General features: G+C 76.6%; 16 protein-coding genes. 8 read left to right on the forward strand and 8 right to left on the reverse strand.

Features of this window, described 5'->3' with window-relative positions; all coding sequences use genetic code 11:
• Positions 1–6: 6 nt before the first annotated feature.
• Both ACUN9U_RS14380 and ACUN9U_RS14385 read left to right on the forward strand, forming a co-directional pair.
• Complete coding sequence (locus ACUN9U_RS14380) at positions 7–1071, forward strand: lytic transglycosylase domain-containing protein (protein ID WP_445485690.1); 1065 nt, start codon at positions 7–9, stop codon at positions 1069–1071.
• Positions 1072–1101: 30 nt separating this feature from the next.
• Entirely contained in the window at positions 1102–1398 is a 297-nt protein-coding gene (locus ACUN9U_RS14385) for a hypothetical protein (RefSeq protein ID WP_445485691.1), read from the forward strand.
• A gap of 29 nt (positions 1399–1427) precedes the next feature.
• On the opposite strand, the gene ACUN9U_RS14390 is transcribed toward ACUN9U_RS14385, so the two are convergent.
• From ACUN9U_RS14390 to ACUN9U_RS14400, 3 genes are read right to left on the reverse strand one after another with little or no spacing between them, the layout of a single operon-like run.
• Positions 1428–2276 (reverse strand): glycosyltransferase, encoded by an 849-nt coding sequence (locus ACUN9U_RS14390; RefSeq protein WP_445485692.1) that lies wholly within the window; start codon positions 2274–2276, stop codon positions 1428–1430.
• Positions 2273–3253 carry a glycosyltransferase family 4 protein gene (locus ACUN9U_RS14395; RefSeq protein WP_445485693.1) on the reverse strand — a complete coding sequence of 327 codons (981 nt, stop codon included), beginning with the start codon at positions 3251–3253 and terminating at the stop codon, positions 2273–2275. Before ACUN9U_RS14395 ends, ACUN9U_RS14390 begins: the two co-directional genes overlap by 4 nt.
• Positions 3250–4605, reverse strand: a complete 1356-nt coding sequence (locus ACUN9U_RS14400; RefSeq protein WP_445485694.1) for a hypothetical protein — start codon at positions 4603–4605, stop codon at positions 3250–3252. Before ACUN9U_RS14400 ends, ACUN9U_RS14395 begins: the two co-directional genes overlap by 4 nt.
• Before the next feature lie 108 nt (positions 4606–4713).
• Between ACUN9U_RS14400 and ACUN9U_RS14405 the strand changes: the two genes are divergently transcribed.
• The 3 genes from ACUN9U_RS14405 (at position 4714) to ACUN9U_RS14415 (ending at position 8691) form a co-directional block, all read left to right on the forward strand.
• Positions 4714–6072 (forward strand): hypothetical protein, encoded by a 1359-nt coding sequence (locus tag ACUN9U_RS14405; protein WP_445485695.1) that lies wholly within the window; start codon positions 4714–4716, stop codon positions 6070–6072.
• A complete protein-coding gene (locus ACUN9U_RS14410; protein WP_445485696.1) occupies positions 6069–6965 on the forward strand; it encodes a glycosyltransferase family 2 protein in 897 nt (298 codons plus the stop codon). The genes ACUN9U_RS14405 and ACUN9U_RS14410 overlap by 4 nt, the downstream gene beginning before the upstream one ends.
• 142 nt (positions 6966–7107) lie before the next feature.
• Complete coding sequence (locus tag ACUN9U_RS14415) at positions 7108–8691, forward strand: right-handed parallel beta-helix repeat-containing protein (protein ID WP_445485697.1); 1584 nt, start codon at positions 7108–7110, stop codon at positions 8689–8691.
• A 21-nt stretch (positions 8692–8712) separates the two neighbouring features.
• Here the strand turns inward: ACUN9U_RS14415 and ACUN9U_RS14420 are convergent, their stop codons facing one another.
• Positions 8713–10068 (reverse strand): Wzz/FepE/Etk N-terminal domain-containing protein, encoded by a 1356-nt coding sequence (locus ACUN9U_RS14420; protein ID WP_445485698.1) that lies wholly within the window; start codon positions 10066–10068, stop codon positions 8713–8715.
• Between the two features lie 124 nt (positions 10069–10192).
• Complete coding sequence (locus tag ACUN9U_RS14425) at positions 10193–11380, reverse strand: glycosyltransferase (protein ID WP_445485699.1); 1188 nt, start codon at positions 11378–11380, stop codon at positions 10193–10195.
• 358 nt (positions 11381–11738) lie between these two features.
• Here ACUN9U_RS14425 and ACUN9U_RS14430 point away from each other — a divergent pair, with 358 nt between their 5' ends.
• Positions 11739–12932 carry an aminotransferase class I/II-fold pyridoxal phosphate-dependent enzyme gene (locus ACUN9U_RS14430; RefSeq protein ID WP_445485701.1) on the forward strand — a complete coding sequence of 398 codons (1194 nt, stop codon included), beginning with the start codon at positions 11739–11741 and terminating at the stop codon, positions 12930–12932.
• Between the two features lie 305 nt (positions 12933–13237).
• Positions 13238–14479, forward strand: coding sequence for a type IV secretory system conjugative DNA transfer family protein (locus tag ACUN9U_RS14435; protein ID WP_445485702.1), 1242 nt, complete (start codon positions 13238–13240; stop codon positions 14477–14479).
• 136 nt (positions 14480–14615) lie between these two features.
• Here ACUN9U_RS14435 and ACUN9U_RS14440 read toward each other — a convergent pair whose 3' ends face one another.
• From ACUN9U_RS14440 to ACUN9U_RS14450, 3 genes are all read right to left on the reverse strand, one after another.
• On the reverse strand, positions 14616–16532 hold the full coding sequence (locus ACUN9U_RS14440; protein WP_445485703.1) for a glycosyltransferase family 2 protein: 1917 nt from the start codon (positions 16530–16532) through the stop codon (positions 14616–14618).
• Between the two features lie 260 nt (positions 16533–16792).
• Positions 16793–17716, reverse strand: a complete 924-nt coding sequence (locus tag ACUN9U_RS14445) for a glycoside hydrolase family 16 protein (protein WP_445485704.1) — start codon at positions 17714–17716, stop codon at positions 16793–16795.
• A 31-nt stretch (positions 17717–17747) separates the two neighbouring features.
• On the reverse strand, positions 17748–19385 hold the full coding sequence (locus ACUN9U_RS14450) for a glycosyltransferase family 39 protein (protein WP_445485705.1): 1638 nt from the start codon (positions 19383–19385) through the stop codon (positions 17748–17750).
• 324 nt (positions 19386–19709) lie between these two features.
• Here ACUN9U_RS14450 and ACUN9U_RS14455 point away from each other — a divergent pair, with 324 nt between their 5' ends.
• Positions 19710–20171, forward strand: coding sequence for a GtrA family protein (locus ACUN9U_RS14455; protein WP_445485706.1), 462 nt, complete (start codon positions 19710–19712; stop codon positions 20169–20171).
• The last annotated feature ends 33 nt before the right edge of the window (positions 20172–20204 follow it).

The following is a 20204-nucleotide window of genomic DNA, read 5'->3' on the forward strand; positions in this document are numbered from 1 at the left end:
GCTGAGGTGGTCAGCCGCCGGGCGCTGTGGTGGTTCACCGGCGCCGTGGCCGCCGTGCTGGGCGCCGTCGTCGTCGTGGCGGTGGTGCTCGTGGCGGCGGTCGTGGTCGTCGCGGTGACCGCCGGGCGCGAGGGCGGGCGCCTGCAGGCTCCGGCGTCGTCCTCGGTGGCGGTCGCCGACGGGGCCGTGCCCGCCCGCTACCGCCAGGCCTTCGACTACGCCCTCACGCGGTGCCCGCAGCTGCCCGCGCCGGTGCTCGCGGCGCAGATCACCCAGGAGTCGGGCTGGCGCCCCGACGCGGTCAGCCCCGCCGGCGCCCGGGGCCTGGGCCAGTTCATGCCCGCCACCTGGGCCGAGCACGGGGTGGACGCCGACGGCGGCGGCGCGGTCATCACCGACCCCGCCGACTCCCTGGCCTCCGCGGCCGCCTACGACTGCTGGCTGCTGGACCAGGTCAGCGGTCGCGGGTACGACGGCGACCCGGTCTCCCTCATGCTCGCCGCGTACAACGCCGGGCCCGGGGCGGTCGCGCGCCACCGCGGGGTGCCGCCGCCGTCCTTCGCCCGCGGGGAGACCCACGGGTACGTGCGCGCGATCACCGCGATGGCCGCGCGCTACACCGTGCCGGCCGCACCGGGCCTGGTGGTGGCGGGCTCGGTGCCCGACCGGCCGCTGCCGGCGTGGCCGCTGGGCGCCGACGGCCTGGCGCCCAACGCGGAGTTCGGCCGCCGCTGGGTGGACGCCACCTTCGGCACCCGCACCCCGGTCTCCGCGTGCGCGGCCACCACCGGGCACGTGGAGGGCAGCTACCACCACACCGGCCACGCCTGCGACGTCACCATCGGGGAGCTGGGGCGCGTGCCCGACGCCGCCGAGGTCCAGCTGGGGTGGGCCGTGGCCCAGGCGCTGGTGGACAACCACGAGGGGCTGGGGGTCGAGGAGGTCATCTGGCAGCGGCAGGTCTGGACGGCGGCGCGGCCGACCTGGCGGCCCTACACCCACCCCGACGGGTCCTCGGTGACGCTGGACCACCTCGACCACGTGCACGTCTCCTTCGACCGCGACCGCTGAGCAGGTGGGCGCAGTGGGCACCATGCGCTGGTGCCTGAGTCACGCCTGTCGCTGCTGGTGGCCCTCGTCGTGGTGGTCGCCCTGGCGGTGCTGACCGCCCAGTGCGCCGTGCTGCTGCTCCAGCAGCAGGCCCTGCCGCACGCCGCCTGGCGGGTCGGGCTGGGCGCGCTGGCCCTCACGGGCGTGTGGTGGCTCCTCAACGGTCCGCTCGAGGGACCGACGCTGGTGCGGGTGAGCTGGTCGCACGGCCTGACCGCCGCTGACGTGCTGGGCCTGCCGGCGCTGGTGCTCGGCGCCGCGGTCCTGGCCCAGTCGGTCCGGGCCTGAGCGCGCCGGTCCGCCCGGCGGGCGGGCCGTCAGGCGGGCGGCGGCAGGCGCGAGGGGTCACCGCGCCGGTGGGCCCGGCCCTGCAGGGCGCCGCTGACGAAGCCGTGGACCTCCACCAGCCGCGGCACGTGCACGAGGTACAGCGGCAGCGCCCAGCGCCGGTGGGCAGGCACCTCCGACAGCACCCGGGACAGGTAGGGGAGGCGCTCGGCCGGCTCCAGCCCGAGCGCCCCGGCCGCCCAGCCCTCGCGCAGCGCGCGGCGGTGGAGGGCGGTCAGCCCCTGCGCGCGCCGGTGCCCGTTGGGCACGTGCAGGCGGGGGTCGATGACGACGGCGTGGCCCGCGGCGGTGACCCGCCCCACCCAGTCGAGCTCCTCGGAGGCGGGCAGCTCCTCGGTGAAGGGGAACTGCCGCCACACGGCCGTGCGCACCGCCGAGGAGTGGTTGGAGAAGCCGTAGCCGGGCGCCAGGACCAGCCGCTCCTGCCGGTGGGGCCCGGTCAGCAGCTCCCCGGTGGGGGCTCGCAGCCCGCCGCCGAGGCCGGCGACGGTCGGGTCGCCGAAGAGCTCCTCGACCACCTCGACGTGCCGGGGGTCGCGCAGCCAGCAGTGGGAGCTGAGGATGGCCGCGTAGGGCGTGCGCACCTGCTCCATGCCGCGGTTGATGGCCCGCCCGTAGTTGAAGGGCAGCGGTCCGCGGTCGACCACGAGGGCCCCGTGGGCCCGCGCGATCGCCACGGTCGCGTCGGTGGAGCGGTTGTCGACCACCACCACCCGGGCCGGGCGGGTCTGCTCCTGCACCGAGCGCAGGCAGCGCTCGAGGGTCGCCTCGGCGTTGCGGGCCCTCACCACGAAGGTCACCAGCGGCTCGGCGCTCACGGGGCCACCTCGCGCAGCACGCCCTCGACCCGGCGGGCGACCTCGTCCCAGCTGAAGGTGGCGGCGCGCTCGCGCAGCGCCGTGGAGGAGACCTCCCCGGCCTGCGCCCGCAGCACCGCGTCGCACCAGCCCGCCACGCCGTCCTCCTCGGCGACGCGCAGGCCCAGCGGGCCCACGACCTCCCCGACGGCCTCGCAGCGGTACGCCGTCGGGGTGCCCTGGGCCATCGCCTCCAGGGCCGGCAGCCCGAAGCCCTCGTGCTCGGAGGGGAACAGCAGGCAGGTGGCGCCTGCGTACAGGGCCGCCACCTCGGCCTCGGCCAGCCCCGAGCGCCACTGCACCGAGGGCGGTGCGGCGGCGAGCAGCTCCGCGTCCAGCGCGCGGCGGTCCACGCCCACCACGACCAGGTCGTGCGTCGCGGCCAGCTCCCGGGCCACCGCCAGGGCGGTGTCGAGCCGCTTGTAGGGCTTGGCGTTGCCCACGAAGAGCAGGTGGGGGCGCTCACCGGCGCGCGCGGGGGCCGGCGCGGGCGCGGCCAGGCCGGGGGAGAGCCCGTTGCCCACCACCACCACCTCCTCCTCGGGCAGGCGCAGCCTCTCGAGCAGGCGCCGGCGGGAGTGCTCCGAGACCGTCAGCACCCGGCCCGCCCGGCGCACCGCCGGGAACACCAGGGCCTCGTAGTACGCCCGGCGGGCCGGGCTCGCCTGCCGGGGGTCCTCCAGGTGGATGAGGTCGTGCACGGTCAGCACCTGCGGGCAGGGCGTGCGCAGCGCGGCGTAGGGCCCGGGGCTGAACAGCAGCCCCGGGCGGCGCCGGGCCGCCTGCCAGGACAGCCACGCCGGGTCCAGCGGGGACAGCGGTGCCACCCGGGTGCTCGTGAGCACCTCCACGGGGCCGGTCAGGCGGCTGACCACCTCCCGGGAGAAGCGCGCGATGCCGTGGTGCCCGGTCGCGCGGCCGTCGACGAGCCAGCTCACCTGGCCTCCTCCCTCGGTGGTCCCTCGGCCAGGCGGTCGCCCAGGCCGTCGTCGTCGGCGTCGTCCACGAGCTCGCCGCCGGGGGTCTGCGCGCTGCCGAGCGCGACGCCGGCCCGGTGGCGCCGGGCGACCGCGGCGCTGAGCCAGAGCGCCCACAGCAGCGCCGCCACGAGCATCCCGACGCCCACGCCCAGCGGGCCGGCCACCACGGCGCCCACCAGCGGGGCGCCGAGGGTGAACGGGGCCGTGACGGCCGAGGCCAGCAGCACGGTGCGGGCGGCCAGCGCGGCGCGCAGCAGCGTGACCACCGCGATGCCCCAGCCGATGAGCGCCACCTGCGCCGACAGCACCACGGTCACCGGGCGCGCCTCCTCGGCCGCCTCCCCGAAGGCCCACTGCAGCAGCGCCGAGGGCGCCAGCGCGTAGGCGAGGCCGACCACCACGCCCAGGCCCACCAGCACCAGCGCCTGGCGCCGCCCCGCGCGCCAGTAGCGGCGCCGGTCACCGGCGCCGGCAGCGGCCGCTGCCGCGGGCAGGGCGAGCAGCGTGGACGCGGCGATGACGGTGTTGACCGGGCTCAGCATGGTCTGGGCGGTGCGCACGACGCCGGCGGCGGTGGTGCCGGCGAGCAGGGTCACCCCGAGCGGGAGCAGCTGCTGCACCCCCGAGCCGAGCAGGGAGTCGGCCAGCCCCGGCAGCCCCAGGCCCTTCAGCGAGCGCCAGCCCGGCGCCACGGCCCGGGGCCGCACGAGCAGCCCCCGCAGGGCGCGGGCACCGGTGAGCACGGCCACCGCGGCCCCGGCGATCCACGCCAGGAGGTACCCCTCGGCGTCGCCGCTGGTGACCACCAGCGCGGCGAACAGCACGGCCTGAGACCCCGTCCACACCGCGTCGACGGCGAGCGCGCCCTGCGGCCTGCCGTCGGCGAAGCGGGCGTAGCGCAGCCCGTCGGCCAGCACCAGCACGGGCATGCCCGCCGCGTAGGTGAGCAGCGTGAGCCGGTACTCCGCCGGGAGCAGGAGCGCGGTCAGGGCCATCACGACGCCGAGGGCGACCGAGGCGGCCAGCGCGGTGGTGACGGCGGACCGCTGCACCTGCAGGCGCCGCGCGGGCTCGCGGGAGCACACCACGAGCGCCGGCTCGAAGAGCAGCGCGCGCAGGCTGCTCGTCAGCAGCACGTAGGCCCCGAAGCCGACGGCGAAGACGCCGACCAGGGCCAGGTCGCCGGTGCGGGCCACGAAGAGCTGCAGCGCGAAGTTGGAGACGCTGCTGATGGCCTGGTCCAGCGCCGTCGCCGCGCGCGGCGACGGCGCGGTCCGCAGACGGCGCAGCGCAACCCCCCAGGCGCTCACGCCGATGGCCTCCACTGGTCCCCGCGGCGGCTGCCGCGAACGGGTGGTCGTCCCAGAACGCCCTGCTCACAGGCCTGTCGGCGGTTCCGGGCCGTCGTACTATGGCACGTGATCTCTGCCGGACCGGAGCTGCGTCACCCGGTCGACGGGCCCGGCGGGCAGCACCCGGCGCAGCCGGTGACGCGCAGCGACCGGCTCGCGACGCGGGCCGTGGTGGTGGTGCTCCTCATCGGCTTCTACTACCTCTCCTACCGCTACCCCCTGCAGATCAACTCCTCCGACACCAGCCCGGTGTACTCCGACACCCCCGCGGTGCTGCAGGTCGGCAAGTACCTCCTGCTCGCCGCCGCGGCGGCCGTGGTGGTGCTGCTCGCCTGGCCGGCCGCCCGCTCCCGGCCCGCCTCGGGGCGCGGTGCGTCACCGGTGGTGTGCCTGCTGCTGGTGCTCCTGTGCGCCTTCGCCCTGGGCAAGGGCGTGCTGGTGGGCGACCAGGACCTGCAGACCGTGGGGCTGGTGCTGGCCGTCGGCGCGGTGCTGGCCCCGCTGGCGCTCCGCTGGAGCCTCGACGTCGAGGCCGTCACCCGCGTCGTCGTCGTCTTCGCCGTGGTCGTGGTGGTGGTCGAGGCGGTCCAGGTGCTGCTGTTCGCCACCACCGGCCGCCTGCCGGCGCTGGCGTACGCCAACAGCATCTCGGTGCGCTTCGGCTCCCTGCTGGACGACCCCAACGGCCTGGCGCTGCTGGTCGCCCTGCTGCTGCCGGTGGTGTGGGTGCGCTGGCGCGGCAGGCCCGCCGCGCGGGCGCTGGTCGGCGGCGGCCTGGTGGCCAGCCTGCTGCTCACCCAGTCCCTCACCGGTGTGGCCACCGTCGCCGGCACCCTCGTGCTCGTCAGCGCGGTGGCCCTGCGCCGCTCGCCGGCCCGCCTGGTGGCGCTGGTGTGGGGCGCGGCAGCGGCCGCGGTCGCCGTCGCGGCGGTGCTGCTGTCGTCCCCGTTGTTCAGCGAGCTGCTCGAGACCAAGTCCGGCAGCGTGGAGGACCACGCGCAGTCCTTCGAGGCGCTGACGGACCTGCGCCTGGCCGACCTGCTCGGTGTCAGCGCAGACACCAGCTTCTACGAGGCCGCCTACGTCTCCCTGCTCCACAAGGGAGGGGTGCTCCTGGCGCTGGCCTGGGTCGCGCTCGGCGTCTTCTCGGCCCGCCGCCTGCTGGGCGCCGCCCTGCGGACCCCGGGTCCCGGCTCGGCGCTGTTCTGGGGGTGGGGCACCTACCAGGCCGCCTTCCTCGTCGCGGCCGCCAACATGCAGTTCTTCGCGGTCTACCCCAACAACCTCGTCTTCGTGCTCGGCGTGGTCGTGGCGCTGTTCTGCGAGCCCGGCCGCGCCCCCGGCCGGGTCGAGGACACCGCCGGGGACACCGCCGACGGCACCGCCGGTGGCACCGCCCGCCTCGCGGTGGGGGCCGGCGCGTGAGCGGGCTGCGCGTCGGCGTCTGCCTGACCACCATCGGGCGGCCCTCGGTCGAGGCCCTGCTGCGGTCCGCGGCCGCCTCCGACCACCCGGTCGTCGCCGTCGCCGTGGCCGACCAGAGCGCCGCCGGGCTGCCGCCGCTGCACGTGCCGGGCCTGGACGTGCGCGTGGTGCGCAGCAGCGGCGGCGGCAGCGCCGGGCGCAACGCGGCCCTCGCGCTGCTCGGCGAGGAGGTCGACGTCGTCGCCTTCCCCAACGACCACTCCACCTACCCCGCGCAGGCCCTCGGGGGCGTCGCCGCCGCCTTCGCCGCCGACCCCTCGCTCGCGGCCCTCGCCGTGCCCCTGGTCGAGCACGGCGTCCCCCGCTCGCCGTCCCCGCCGCGCCCCGAGCTCGACGACTGGACGGTCTGGCGGGCCATCGAGCCGGCCACCTTCTTCCGCCGCACCGCCGTCGAGGCCGTCGGCGGGTGGGACGAGAGCATCGGGACCGGGTCGGCCGGGCCCTACCAGGCCGGTGAGGTCACCGACCTGCTCCTGCGCCTGGTGCGCGCGGGCAACGCGGTGCGCTGGTCCGACGCCGTGCACGTGGTCGGGGAGGGGGAGAACCGCCAGCTGGCCGCCGCGGAGGTGGTGCGCAAGCACCGCGGCTACGGCCGGGGCACCGGCTACGTGGCCAGGCGCCACGGCTACCCGCTGCGCTGGAGGGTCCGCCACGTCCTCGCGCCGCTGGCCAGACCCCTGGCCCACCACGAGCGGCCCCTGGTCTCGGTCGCCGTCGGCGCAGCCCGCAGCCTCGGACGGCTGGAGGGCCTGACCGGGGTGGTGCTGCCGGGCGGCTCCCGGGGCGGCTGGGTGCACCGCGAGCGCGACGTGCTCGCCAGCGGCGGTGGATGAGCCCGGGGCCGCGCGCCCGGACCCCGGCGGTCCGGTGCCGTCCGGTTCGTCCGAAGTGCCGCGGGCGCCGCAGCCACCGACCTACCCTCCCCGTGGACCCGAGGGCGCCCAGCGCCCACCGGCACCACGGAGGAGGACCAGGATGGCGCTGCCGTCTCGGCGCACCGTCCTGCGGGCGGGCGTCGCGGCCGTGGGCACCGCCCTGGCCGCGGGCCCGGTCGGCGAGGCGCTGGTGCGCCAGCGGGCCGAGCAGGCAGCGGTGACGCCGTCCGCGACGGCCACGCCGGGCCCGTCCGTGAGCGCCGACGACTTCCGCGCGCCCGCCGACGGCACCACCGACGCGACCGCCGCGCTGCAGCGGGCCCTGGACGCCGGCCGCGGCGGGCAGGTGCACCTGCGCGAGGGCGCCCGGTACCGCGTGAGGTCGCTGACGGTCCCGCCGTCCACGGCGCTGGTCGGCCACGGCGCCTCGCTGCTGGCCACGCCCGGCGCCGACGTGGGCGCCGTGCTGGTCCTGGGCAGCTCCTGCTCGGCCAGCGACCTCACCGTCGACGGCGGCGCGCCGGCGCGCGGGCCCCGCCCGGGCGGGGACTGGGGCGCCAGCGCGGTGGGGCCCTCCTGCGTCGCGGGCAGCGGCACCCGGGTGCGCCTGCGGCGCCTGCAGCTGCGCAACGCCGGCGGCCACGGCGTGGTGCTCAGCGGCTGCCGCGCCTTCTCCGTGCGCGAGGTCACCGTCACCAACGCCACCCAGCAGGGCGTCGCGGTGGTCTTCAGCAGCCACGGGGTGGTCTCGGGGTGCACCGTGGAGGGCGCCGACCACGGCATCCAGTTCTGGGGCGGTGACGCCGCGAAGGAGCCGCTGGGCACCGGTGGCGACCCCGCCCACGCCGTGGTCGGCCTCACCATCAGCGGCAACACGGTCCGCGACGTCACCGGCGGCGGCATCTGGGGCTCCCGCGGGCGCGCGGTGGTGGTGCGCGACAACACCGTCGAGCGGTGCGGCGACGTCGGCGTCGACTTCGAGGGGTGCACCGCCAGCCGGGCCACGGGCAACCGGGTCACCGACGCGGGCAACGCCGGGCTCGCCGTCTTCTACGGCAGCACGGCGTGCACCTTCGCCCGCAACCGGGTCGTGCAGAGCGGCGCCGGCGCCGGCTTCCGGGCCTTCGGCGGCGGGACGAGCACCGGGGTGGTGGTGCGGGAGAACACCTTCGACGTCGCCCAGGCGGCGGCCCTGCACCTCGACGAGGGCGCCTGCACCGGCTCCACCTTCTCCGGCAACACCGCGACGGTGCGCGCACCGGGGGTCTACGCCCTGCGCAGCGTCCGCAACGACGACAACGCGGTGACCGGCAACACCTTCTCCAACGCCGCGCCCACGTGCATCGCCAACGAGGGCGGCTCGGGCGTGACCATCGCCGACAACCGGCTCACCTGCACCCGGCCGGTCACCGCGACCTCCCCGGGCTGGGGCGGCGGCGTCCTGGCCCTGTACTCCAGCGCGGAGCACCCCGGCCAGCGGTGCACCATCCGAGGCAACACCGCGGTGGGCTACCCCGTGGGCGTCTGCGACGGGAACTGGTCGCAGGACCGGCGCTCCTTCAACGTCATCGAGGACAACGCGGTGGACGTGGTGGTGCACTTCGCGGGCCGCGACTACAGCGGCCGGATCAGCGGCAACACCTCACCGCGCGACCAGCGCCCCGCGACGGTCACCTCCCTGTAGGCGCCCGCCGACGGCCGCCCGTCAGCGGCGTCGGCGGCGGCCGTCGGCGCTGAACACCGGCACGGCGTCGGGCCCCCGGACGGGCATCCGGGTGAGCACCACGCCCAGCACGCGCGCGTCCGCGGCGCGCAGCGCGCGCTCGGCGCGGGCGAGGCGCCCGCGGGTGGTGCCCCGGGCGGCGACCAGGACCACGGCGTCGACCACCTCGGCCACGGCGGTGGCGTCGGCGAAGGGCTCCAGCGGGGTCGTGTCGACCACCACCAGGTCTGCCTTGGCGCCCAGCTCCTCCAGCGCCTTGCGCAGGCCCGGGGAGCGCAGCGCGTCGCTGGGCACGCGCGGCGGTGGACCGGCGACCACCACGCCGGGCAGGTCCCCGCGCGAGCGGCGCAGGGCCTGGGACACGTCCGCGCTGCCGTCCAGGACGTCGGTCAGCCCGTAGGGCACCCTCGCCTCGAGGCGCTCGGCGACGGCGGGGTGGCGCAGGTCGGCGTCCACGAGCGTCACCGCGGCGCCGCTGCCCGCCGCCGACAGCGCCAGCTGCAGGGCGACGGTGGTGGCGCCGTCGCCCGCCTGAGTCCCCACGACGAGCACCGTCCTGACGCTGCCCGCCGCCGCGGCGCGCTGGACGCGCAGCCGCACCTCGTGGAGCGCCTGGGAGCTGCGCGCGGAGGCGTCGTGCGCGAAGGCCACGGGGTGCCCGCGCAGAGCCGGGTCGCGGGGGACCTCGCCGAGGACCTCCAGCCCGCTCGCGCGGACGTCGGCGGCGCGCCGCAGCCTCGGGTCGGCGACGTCGAGGAGCACGGCGGCGCCCAGGCCGAGCAGCAGGCCCACCAGCAGGCCGAGCGCGGCGCCCAGGGTCGTGCCGGGGGTGGTGGCGGTGGTCGGGACGGGAGCCGGCTGCACCTGCGCGAGCCGCACCGGGGAGACGCCACCGCCGACGGGGGTCTCCAGGTCGTCCACCACCGCGCTGAGCGCGGCCGCTGTGGCGTCGGCGATGGCCGCGGCCTGCTGGGGGTCGCTGGCGACGACGCTGATGTCCACCAGGACGCTGTCGTCGGGAGCCGAGGCGGTGACCTGCTCCGCGAGGTCGTCGGGGGTCTCCTGCAGGCCCAGGTCGGCGATGACCCGCTCGAGCACCGCGCCGCTGGTCGCCAGCTCCGCGTAGGAGGCGACCCGCGACTGCGCGAAGGTGCTGGCCTGCACGAGGTCACCGCCCGTCGCGCCGGTCTGCGCGGTGACGAACAGGCGCGTGGAGGTCTCGTACTCCGGCGTCGCGGTGCTGGTCACCAGCCACCCCGCCGCGGCGCCGAGGACGGCGACGGCCAGGGACACCAGCCACCACCGGCGCAGGGCGCGCACGTAGTCCGCCAGCTCCACACGACCCCCTCGGCCTCGCACGCGGTCACCCCATGCTGGCACGGGAGGTCATCGCGGCCCCGCCGCTGCCGGGGCCGCTCCCTCGATCGGCCGACCGCCCCGGAGGCTCGCCGGAGCGGGCTCCTCAGGCCTGGCCGGCCGTCGCGGCGCCGGCGTCGCGGTCGGTGCCGCGCTCGAGGTCGCGGTCGACGTCGAAGGGGGAGGCCAGCGCCTGGCGCGGCAGCGAGGGCCCCTCCGCCACCCGCCGCACGAGCGAGGCCATGGACGCGGTGAAGCGCGGCTGGGAGAACGTCGCGGCGTGCTCGCGCACGGCCGCAGGGTCGTACGCGCGCGCGTCGAAGCGCCGCAGCGCCTCCGCCCAGGCCTCGACCTCCTCGTCGGCGCCGACCTGCGGCACCAGGTGGCCGGTCCGGCCGGGCAGGACGGTGTCGAGGTTGCCGCCGGCGCCGACGCCGACCACGGGCGCCCCGCACGCCTGGGCCTCCACCGGCACGATGCCGAAGTCCTCCACCCCGGGCGCCAGCAGGGCGCGGCAGCGGCGGAAGAGGTCGCGCAGCCCGTCGTCGTCGACGCGGCCCACGAAGGTGGTACCGGGGCCGGCCAGCGCCCGGACCTGGTCCAGGGCCCGGCCCTCCCCGGCCACGACGAGCTTGACACCGGCCCGGGCGGCCGCGCGCACGGCGAGGTCGGGGCGCTTGTAGGGCACCACGCGCCCGGCCAGGAGGTAGAAGTCCTCCCGCGGCACGGAGGGGTCGGAGGTGTAGAAGCCGGTGTCGACGGGCGGCGCGACGACCAGGGCGTCCCGGCCCCACCACCGCCGGATGCGCTCGGCGACGCAGGAGGAGTTGGCCACGAGGGTGTGCACCTGCTGGGCGGCCGCGACGTCGAAGGGCTTGAACGCGGCGGAGAAGGCGGCCAGGCCGGCTGCGGCCGCGCGGCCGCCCTCCCCGGCGCGCATGGCCGGCTCCCACACCCAGCGGGCGGGGGAGTGCACGTAGGCCACGACGGGTGCGGCCGAGGAGGCGGCGACCTGGGTGGCGAAGGCGTGGTGGGAGGCGACCACCACGTCGGACTCGGGCAGGCGCAGCCGGCGCATGGCGACCGGCAGCAGCGGCAGCAGGTGGGCGTAGGAGGAGCCGCGCAGCAGGCGGCTCAGCGCCGTGCTGCTGACCCGCGCCTCCAGGTCAGCCGGCACGACCCCGGCGCGGGCGACGGGTGCGCGCAGCGGCGCGTCCGGCCACAGGCGCGCCAGGTGCGCCACGACGGCCTCGGACCCTGCGAACTCCGTGAAGCGCTCGTGGACGAGCGTCACGCGCAGATCACGCACTTCTCACACCTCCCGCACACGAGGGGCCGTCCGAGGTGGAGCGCCCGGGAGGCGGCGGGCGCTCGCGCACGCCGGGGCTGGTCGCCAGCCGGTGCTCCGGGGCGCTGCCCGCCCCCCGGCCGGGCGCGCCCGGACGATCGTGCGCGAGGCGCGGGAGCGCAGGGAACTGCGAGCGGGGAATCCGCTGAGAATGAGCCGTTCCCGCTGCTCCCTACGGGTGAACCTTGACGCAGGGTGATGAGCCGTGACGATCTTCGGCGGCACACTGCACTCCCGCACCGCTCCGCCTCGTCCCGGCGCGAGCGCGGCCGCGAGGAGGGCCACCGCCCGTACCCTGACCGCCATGGAGTTCCGGCGGATCCAGGGGCTGCCCCCGTACGTCTTCACGATCATCGACGGGCTCAAGCAGCAGGCGCGCCGGGCCGGGCGCGACGTCGTCGACCTGGGGTTCGGCAACCCCGACCTGCCCTCCCCGGCCACCGCGGTGGAGAAGCTGGCCGAGGCCGCCCACAACTCCCGCAACCACCGGTACTCCTCCTCCCGCGGGCTGCCCAAGCTCCGCGAGGCCGTGGCCGGGCTCTACCAGCGGCGCTTCGGGGTGCACCTCGACCCCGAGACCGAGGTCATCAGCACCATCGGCGCCAAGGAGGGCTTCTCCCACCTCATGTGGGTGCTGCTGCAGGCGGGTGACGCCGCGCTCGTGCCCTCGCCGAGCTACCCCATCCACATCTGGGGGCCGTACTTCGCCGGCGCCGACGTGCGGCAGGTGCCGATCGGCCCGAAGGACGCCGACGGCGTCGCGCACGACTACGTCGAGAACGTCATGGAGGCGTGGGAGTACGGCTGGCCCAAGCCCCGCGTCGTCGTCCTCAGCTTCCCCCACAACCCGACGACGGCGGTCGCCTCCAAGGCGGACCTGCAGCGCCTGGTCGACTGGGCGCGCGAGCGCGACGTGGTGCTCGTGCACGACTTCGCCTACGCCGACACCACCTTCGACGGCTGGAAGCCGCCGTCGATCCTGGAGTGCGAGGGCGCCAAGGAGGTGGCCGTCGAGCTGTACTCGATGACCAAGTCCTACTCCATGGCCGGCTGGCGGGTGGCCTTCCTCGTGGGCAACCGCGAGGTCGTCGCGGCGCTGGCCAAGCTCAAGAGCTACCTGGACTACGGCACGTTCCAGCCGATCCAGATCGCGGCGACGGTGACGCTCAACGAGGAGCTGGAGTACCCGACGTGGACCTCCTCGGTCTACGAGTCGCGGCGCAACGCGCTGGTGGAGGGGCTGGAGCGGGCGGGCTGGCCGCTGGAGAAGCCGAAGGGGACGATGTTCGCCTGGGCGCGCATCCCCGAGCCCTACGCCGAGCTGCGCTCCATCGAGTTCGCCAAGCTGGTCGTCAACGAGTGCGACGTGGCGCTCTCGCCGGGGGTCGGCTTCGGCCCGCAGGGCGACGACTACGTGAGGTTCGCCCTCATCGAGAACGAGCAGCGCATCGCCCAGGCCGCCCGCCAGCTCAAGCGGGGCCTGGTCAAGCTCGGCTGAGCCGCCTGCGCCGACCGGCTGCGCGGGGCGGCGCGGTGGGTCGGGTCCGGCATCGTCTGTGGGCCGCGGTCGTCGTCGTGCTCGGAGGACCGGCCCCTTCGGCGTGACGGCGCGGTCACGCCCATGGGGCCGATCCGCCGACGTCCCGGCCCGTCGTCACGTCCACCGGCGGCGCCCGGTCCCAGCGGCTCGTGCGCGACGGTCCGATCCTTGAGCCGAGCCGGTACGGCTGCGACCCTGGAGGCCCAGCGGCCGGCGGGGCCGCCGCCACGGAGGGCGGTCGCGATGTCGTGGAGCCAGGGCTCGTGAGCACGCCGGACGAGGGCGCAGGCGCCGTGGGCAGCCACCGGCTGCCGCTGGGCCGCCTCGCCCGCACCGGTGAGCTGGTGTGGTCCGAGGAGCACCCGGTGGTCGTGACCGCGGGGCTCGCGGGGCGCCGTGGTGCGCCGTCCGACGCGGTGCTGGCCGCGCTGGCCGCCTGGCCCGGCCCGGTGCTGTGCATCGGGGCCGGCGCGGGCCTGGTCGAGGCCGGGCGGGCGACCCGCTCGCTGCGCGGACCCGTCTGGGACGTCGACCTGTCAGGTGCCCGTCGCGGGGACCGGCTGGACCTCTTCCCCGCTGACCTCACCTACGCGGCCGCGCAGGACTTCGCCGCGGCGATGACGGTGCCCTTCGCTCGCGGTGACGTCAGGGAGGGCGCCTTCTGGGCGACGAAGGCCGGCCAGCAGCTGGCCCCGCTCCTGCTCGCCGCCTCGCGCGAGAGCCACGGCGAGCAGGCCCGCCGGCTGGTGCAGATGCTCCACGAGAGCCTCGAGTACGAGGTGCTCGACCTGCTGCTCGACGTGGGCGGCAGCGACGGGGAGGACGCCCTGTCCGACCACCGGCACATCCAGGACATGACCGAGGTCACCCGCGCCAACATCGGTGCGGTCACGACGGCCGCCGTCGCGGCCTTCCGCCGTGAGGCGGCGGTGCACGCCCTCGGGCACGGCGGTGTCCGGCCCCAGCAGCTGGTGGCTGACGGCGGCACGCTGTTCCTCACGGTGCCCGTCTCCGACCAGGACGTGGTCGCCCCGTTGGCCACCGCGGTGATCACGCACGTGGTTCGCGCCGCGGAGCTGGCCGCCCAGCGCACCGGTCAGCCCTCGGGGTTGCTGGTGGTGGTGGACGGCGCCGGGGTGGCCGCCAAGCTGCCGGCCCTGCCGACCTGGGCGACCTCGCTGGCCAGCAGCGGGACGTCGCTGCTGGCGTCCTTCGCCCTGCTCGAGCACCTCCACCTCGCCTACGGGGAGGACGGCACCGCCGCGGTGGTGGCGCCCGCCTCGGCCGTGCTGGTCGGCGGCACCGCCAGCCCGCGTGCTGCGGACCTGCTGGACGACTGGGCGGGCGCCGACGTGGACGGGATGCCGCTGGGCACCGGGCGCCTGCGGCTGCGCAGCGTCGGACGGGGTCACGCCGTGCTGCTGCGCCCCCACGACGAGCCGGCGCTGGTGCGCCTGCTCAGCCCCGGGGTCGACCCCGCCCTCGGCTGGTCGCTGGGGATGTGACGGAGCGCTGCCGGGGCTCGGACCGGTCGTCGAGGGGGAGTGCGGGGTGGCGGGGGACCGGGACAGCCGGCGCACGGCCGAGGACGAGCGGCGACCCCGCCGGTGTCGCCTGGCATCTCGTCGGCGGGTGAACAGGTCAGCGGCCAGCACCTGCGGGCTCGCGGGTCCGCTCGTCCTCCAGCTCCAGCAGGCGCTCGGCCTCGGCCAGCGCCCGCACGGCCTTGACAGAGCTGTGCAGCGCGGGCCGCACGGAGTCGCGCAGGTCGATGATGACCGCCTCGCGGGCCGCGGCGCCTGCGGTGCCGGCGAGGACCCGCTGCGGCACCAGCACGGACGCGGCCGTGACGGCCGCGCGCAGCGCCGTGCTCCAGTGCCGCACCGCGACGCGCAGCGCCAGGCGGGTGCGGGCGGGGGCCTCGGCCACGAGGATCGCGGTCATCGCCAGCACGGTGAAGGCCGCCCAGGCGACCATGGCCCACGCCGTGCGGCCGTGCAGCAGGCCGACCGTCGTCGCCGCCACCATCGCCATGGCGATGTACAGGTGGGTGCGGTAGACCCCGACCGGGGTGATGCTGGCGGCCTGGTCGCCCTTGGGGGTGACGCTGAAGGTGAGGTGGCGGCCCAGCAGCGAGCCGATCATGGCCACCGCGTACAGGGGCTGCACCACGACGCCCACGACGCGCCCGGGCCACATCCAGCCGCTCTCCACCCGTGGGCGCACGTGGAAGCGCTGCATGGCGAACCAGTGCAGCTGGCGCCAGACGAGGTAGGGCGCGTAGGCCGCGGCCAGCGGCAGCAGCGGCAGCTGGCCCGGGGCCCGGCCGGTGGCGAAGTAGGCGGCGATGAGGGCGGCGCCCGCGACGAAGGCGACGCCGCTGAAGTAGTTCAGCTGCAGCCACAGGTACATCCCGCCGCGCTCCCACCCCAGCCGGGTGAGCAGGCGGGGGGTGACGCGGAACAGGATGGCGTAGCAGCCGTAGGCCCAGCGGAACTGCTGCTTGAAGTAGGCCTGCCACGTGGTGGGGCCCTCGCCGATGGCGAGGGGCTCGGGCACGTATCGGCTGCGCCACCCGGCGGCGTGCAGCTTGATGCCGGTGGCCAGGTCCTCGGTGAGGTGGCCCTCGTACCAGCCGACCGACTCCAGCGCCGAGACCCTCACGACGTGGTTGGCGCCGAGCATGAGCGCCGAACCGCGTCCCGACAGGCCGCGCAGCACGGGCCCGTAGAAGGAGAACTGCTGCTGCGCCGCGCCGGCGGTGACCAGGCCCGCGTGGTCGTTGCCGTAGATCTGCGGGGTGATGACCCAGGCGACCTGCGGGTCGCGGAAGTGCCCCAGGGTGGCCGTGAGGAAGTCGCGGCGCACGACGAAGTCGGTGTCGATCTGGGCGACGACGTCGTAGGCGTGGCCGTGCGCGACGTACCAGGCGTTGTGGTTGCCGCCCTTGGTCTTCGCGGCGAAGGTCCCGTGAGCGGTGTTCCACTCCGCCACGCCCTTGCGGCTGAAGTGGCGCACGCCGAGCCGGGCGCACAGGGCGCGCGCGCCGTCGTCGTCGCCCTCGTCGAGCACCCAGGTCTCGTGCGGGTAGTCCGCGGCGAGCATGGCGCGCAGGGTCCTCTCGAGCATGTCGAGGGGCTCGCTGCTGGGCACGTACGTGGTGATGAAGGCGACGGCGAGGCCGGGCTCGGGGGCCGGGGGCGGGGCGTCCCGGCCGATGGAGGCGCTGAGCACGTGGGCGAGGGCGTCCATGACGATGCGGTGCCAGACGACCGCCGTGAGGACGGCGAACATCACCAGGCCCAGCCAGGAGCCGGTTCCGCCGACCACGCGGGCGCCGTCGAACCAGAAGGTGGCGAAGACCGCCAGCAGGGCGGCCCCCAGGGTCACCGACAGCGCCCAGGCGACGCGGTGGCGCGGCAGCATCGGACGCGAGGAGGGCAGCAGCCGCAGCGACTGGCCGGCGGTCGGGTCAGCGGCGTGGCGGCTGGTGCCGACGGCGGCGTGGCGGCCGGTGGTGGTGGGACGCTGGCGGTCGAGGACGTCGTGGGGCGACAAGCCGGGGGAGCCTCTCAGGTTCGAGAAGGGGGCCCGGTTTCGCCTCTGGCTCCACCCCGGCTGCGGCGACCAGCTGATCACCGGGGTGTCGAACGCCTGCCCCGGCTCACCGTCGAGCCACCGGTCCTCTGTGCCGGCAGGCCGACCGTAGTCACGCAGAGTGGGCGATGACAAGTCCCGCGCGCGACGATCCGGACACGGAGGGGCGAATGACGCCATGCGCCGGTCCAGTCTGTGACTGTGTGTCACGGCCGGCAGCGCTACGCAACGGGTGGGCGGTACAGGCGGACGCTGTCGACGAGCATCGTGGCCACTGGCGGTGTGCTCGCGTCCGTTGGGCCCGGAAGCTGTCCGCCCACGGCGACGTTGAGCAGCAGGTACTGGGGGCTGTCGAAGGGCCAACGGCGTCCCGCGGCGAGCGCCCGGCGCTCCACGGTCCCGGTGATGGTCCCGTCGAGGGCGAAGACGACGCGGTCGGCGTCCCAGTCGGCGGCGTAGGTGTGGAAGTCCTGCGACAGCGGCACGGGCTGGGGGGTGTTGATGGTCTCGTACCAGCGCTGGCCGGCCTCGTCGGGCCCGTGCACGGTCTGCAGGCAGCTGCCCGCGTCGTTGACGGCTTCGATCACGTCGATCTCACCGCACGCGGGCCAGCCGACCTCGGTGATGTCCTGGCCGAGGGTCCACGCCGCGGGCCACAGCCCCGCGCCCGCGGGGACCTTGGCCCGCACCTCGACCCGCCCCGCGGTGAGGGTGTGCAGGCCGAAGGTGGTCACGCGGGCGGAGGTCCACCGCTGGTCGGACGACCCGGCAGCGCCGGTGACGAGGCGGGCCGTGATGGCCAGGTGCCCCTCGCCGTCCAGGGCGGCGTTGGCGACCTCGTCGGTGTAGGTCTGCAGCTCCTGGTTGCCCCAGCCGCCACCGCCGACGTCGTAGGCCCAGTCGGCGCGGTCGAGCGGGCTGCCGGCCGGGCCGTCGAAGTCGTCGCCCCAGACCAGCTCCCCGGGCTCGGGCAGCGCCGGCGGCGCCGAGCTGGTGGGAGGGCCCAGGGGCGACGACGCCGAGCGGCCGCCGCCCCCGGGCGCCGCGGTGCACGCGGCGGCGGTCGCCAGGAGCGGCAGGGCCGCGGCAGCGCGGACGGCCGAGCCGAGCACGGCCCTGCGGGGAGGGCCCGGTGGCGTCCTCACGGCCGGTCCGCGCGCCGGCCCGGCTCTGGTGTCACCCCCCGATCATGCCGGTCGGCAGCGCCCACACGGTCCAGGTCCGCCCGCCGTCGGGCGAGCTCACCTGCGCCGCCTGCTCGAAGCCGTAGGACGGCATGAGCGGCTCCAGCTCGCGGCCCACCGAGGAGGTGCCGTCGGTGAAGACGACGCCGAACTCCCGCTGGCCGAAGGCCGCCTCGAAGGCGGCGGCGTCGACGAGCCCGTCGCGCTGGAAGGCGCCCGGGTAGAAGGCGCCCCACTGCTGCGACGACGTCTGCTCCCACAGGGCGTACTGCATGGTCTCGGGGTTGTCCCCGGCCACCCCGGCACCGGGGCGCGCCTCGACCAGCGGCACCAGCACCGCGCGCAGCGGGTCGGTGTCCGGCCAGCTGGAGAACAGGCGCCCGGCGACACCCAGGCCGAGGACCACCGCCACCACCAGCGCCGTCGCGGTGAGCGCCTGGGCCCACCACGCGCGCGCGCTGGCCACCAGCGCTCCGGCGGCGACCGCCCCGAACACCACGCCCAGCGCCGAGGTCTTGTACAGCGAGACCTCCTCGCCCAGCAGCACCTGCGCCGCGGCGGGCGCCAGGGCGCCGAGCCCGAGCGCCGCGCCGAGCAGGGGGCTGCGCCGGGCGACCACCGCGGACCCCGCGACGGCGAGCAGCAGCGGCAGCCCGGCGTCCTGCACCACCTGGCCCACCAGCTGGGAGGCGGGGGCGGGGGCGAGCGGCTGCCGCACGAGCGTGCTCGTGACGAAGCCCCCCACCAGGCCCCGTCCCCACGTGGCCAGGCACACCAGGAGCACCGCGGCGCCCGCCCCCGCGACGACGGCGACGCGCGCGCCGGCCGCCCTCCACGACCCGCCGGGTGAGCGGCGACCGGGCGCAGCGACGGCGAGGACGGCGAGCAGCACGCAGGGCACGACCAGCCCCGACGTGTACTTGAGCAGCACGGCGAGCGCCAGCAGCGCCCCCGCGGCGGCAGAAGCGGCCCGCCACCGCGCGCTGCTGGTGCCGGGGCGCGCGGCCCGCGTGCCGAGCGCCAGCGCCCCGGCGACGCAGGCGATGGACAGGGCGTCGGGCGTGGCGAAGTGGCCCAGGGCCAGCAGCGGGCCCGTGCAGGCCGCCACCAGGGCGGCCGCGGCGGCGGCGGCGGCAGCGGTGCGCGCCCGGCCCGCGTCGTCGTCGCCCTCGTCGTCGGGGTGGGCCGGCGGGGCCAGGGAGAGGGATGCCGTGTGGGCCGCCCACGCCACCGACACGGTGGTGAGCAGCAGGAACGCCGTGGACGCCGCGCGGACCAGGCCGAGGCCGCCCGCGCTGTCGAGCAGGGCCGCGAGCACCGGGTAGAGCTGCGGAGCCCCGGTGAACCAGCCCTCCGGGGCGGACGTCAGGGGCGCGCCGCCGGACCACTCGCGCAGCAGCCAGTGGCCGGTGGCCAGGTAGAGCGCTTCGTCCTGGAAGGCGGCGTTGCGCAGGCGCCCGGCGGCCACCGCCTCGAAGGCCAGCACCAGCACCACGAGCGGGTGGCGGCGCGCCAGGGACGCGAGCCCGCCGAGCAGGCGCGCGGAGGCCCTCGCGGGGCCGGCGGCAGGACGTGGCGCGCCGGCGCGGCTCCGGCCGGCGCTCGGGGGGCTGGCCTGGTCGACGGTCATGGGCGGTTCTCCTCGGGTGGGGGAGCGCTGCACCACCGCGACGTCGAGCCGGTGCGGGGAGCCCGGAGCGGGCGACCACCGAGCGACGGTACGGCCTCGCCGGGCCGCGCGGGAGGCCCGGGTCGCGATCGATCCAGAGGAGGGGACGCTCGCCGATCGCGCAGCGTCATCGGACCTGAGCGCAGAGTCAAAGTGGGGCAGATCCCCAGGAATTCACGCAGCCGTAACCACCACCACCGGCCGAACGCCCCTACGTTCGGCGGCGGCTGCACAGCAGCTGTGCGACGACGCACCGTGAGGACGCGTCATCGCCGAGGGGGACCCGTGATCCACCGCATCACTGACGACCACAGGACCAGGTTCGCCGTCACCGGCGTGCTCATGACGCTGCTGCACCTGGCGGTCTTCCAAGCGCTCTCCCCGCTGGTGCTGGCCGAGGTGGCCAACGCCACGGCCTTCGTGGTGGTGACGCAGGCGAACTTCCTGGTCAGCTACCACTGGACCTGGGCGAGCCGCCGCACGGCAGGCCGGGAGCCGCTGCGGAAGGTCCTGCGGCGCGCGGTGCTCTTCAACGCCTCGGTGGCCGTGGCCTTCGCGTCCAACGCCGCAGCCTTCTGGGCGGTGCACCGGCTGGCGGGACTGCACCCCACCGCCAGCGTCCTGGCGGCGACGGTGGTCAGCGCCGCCGTCTCCTACCTCGTCAGCTCGCGCGTGGTGTTCGCCCGCGCGAGCGCCGCGGCCCGCAGCGCCCTCGTCGAGCCCGCCCAGCCGGCGCCCGCCCGCTAGGCGCCACCCCGCCACCCGCCGCGACCAGGCGGC

This window comes from Quadrisphaera sp. KR29, from assembly GCF_052644995.1.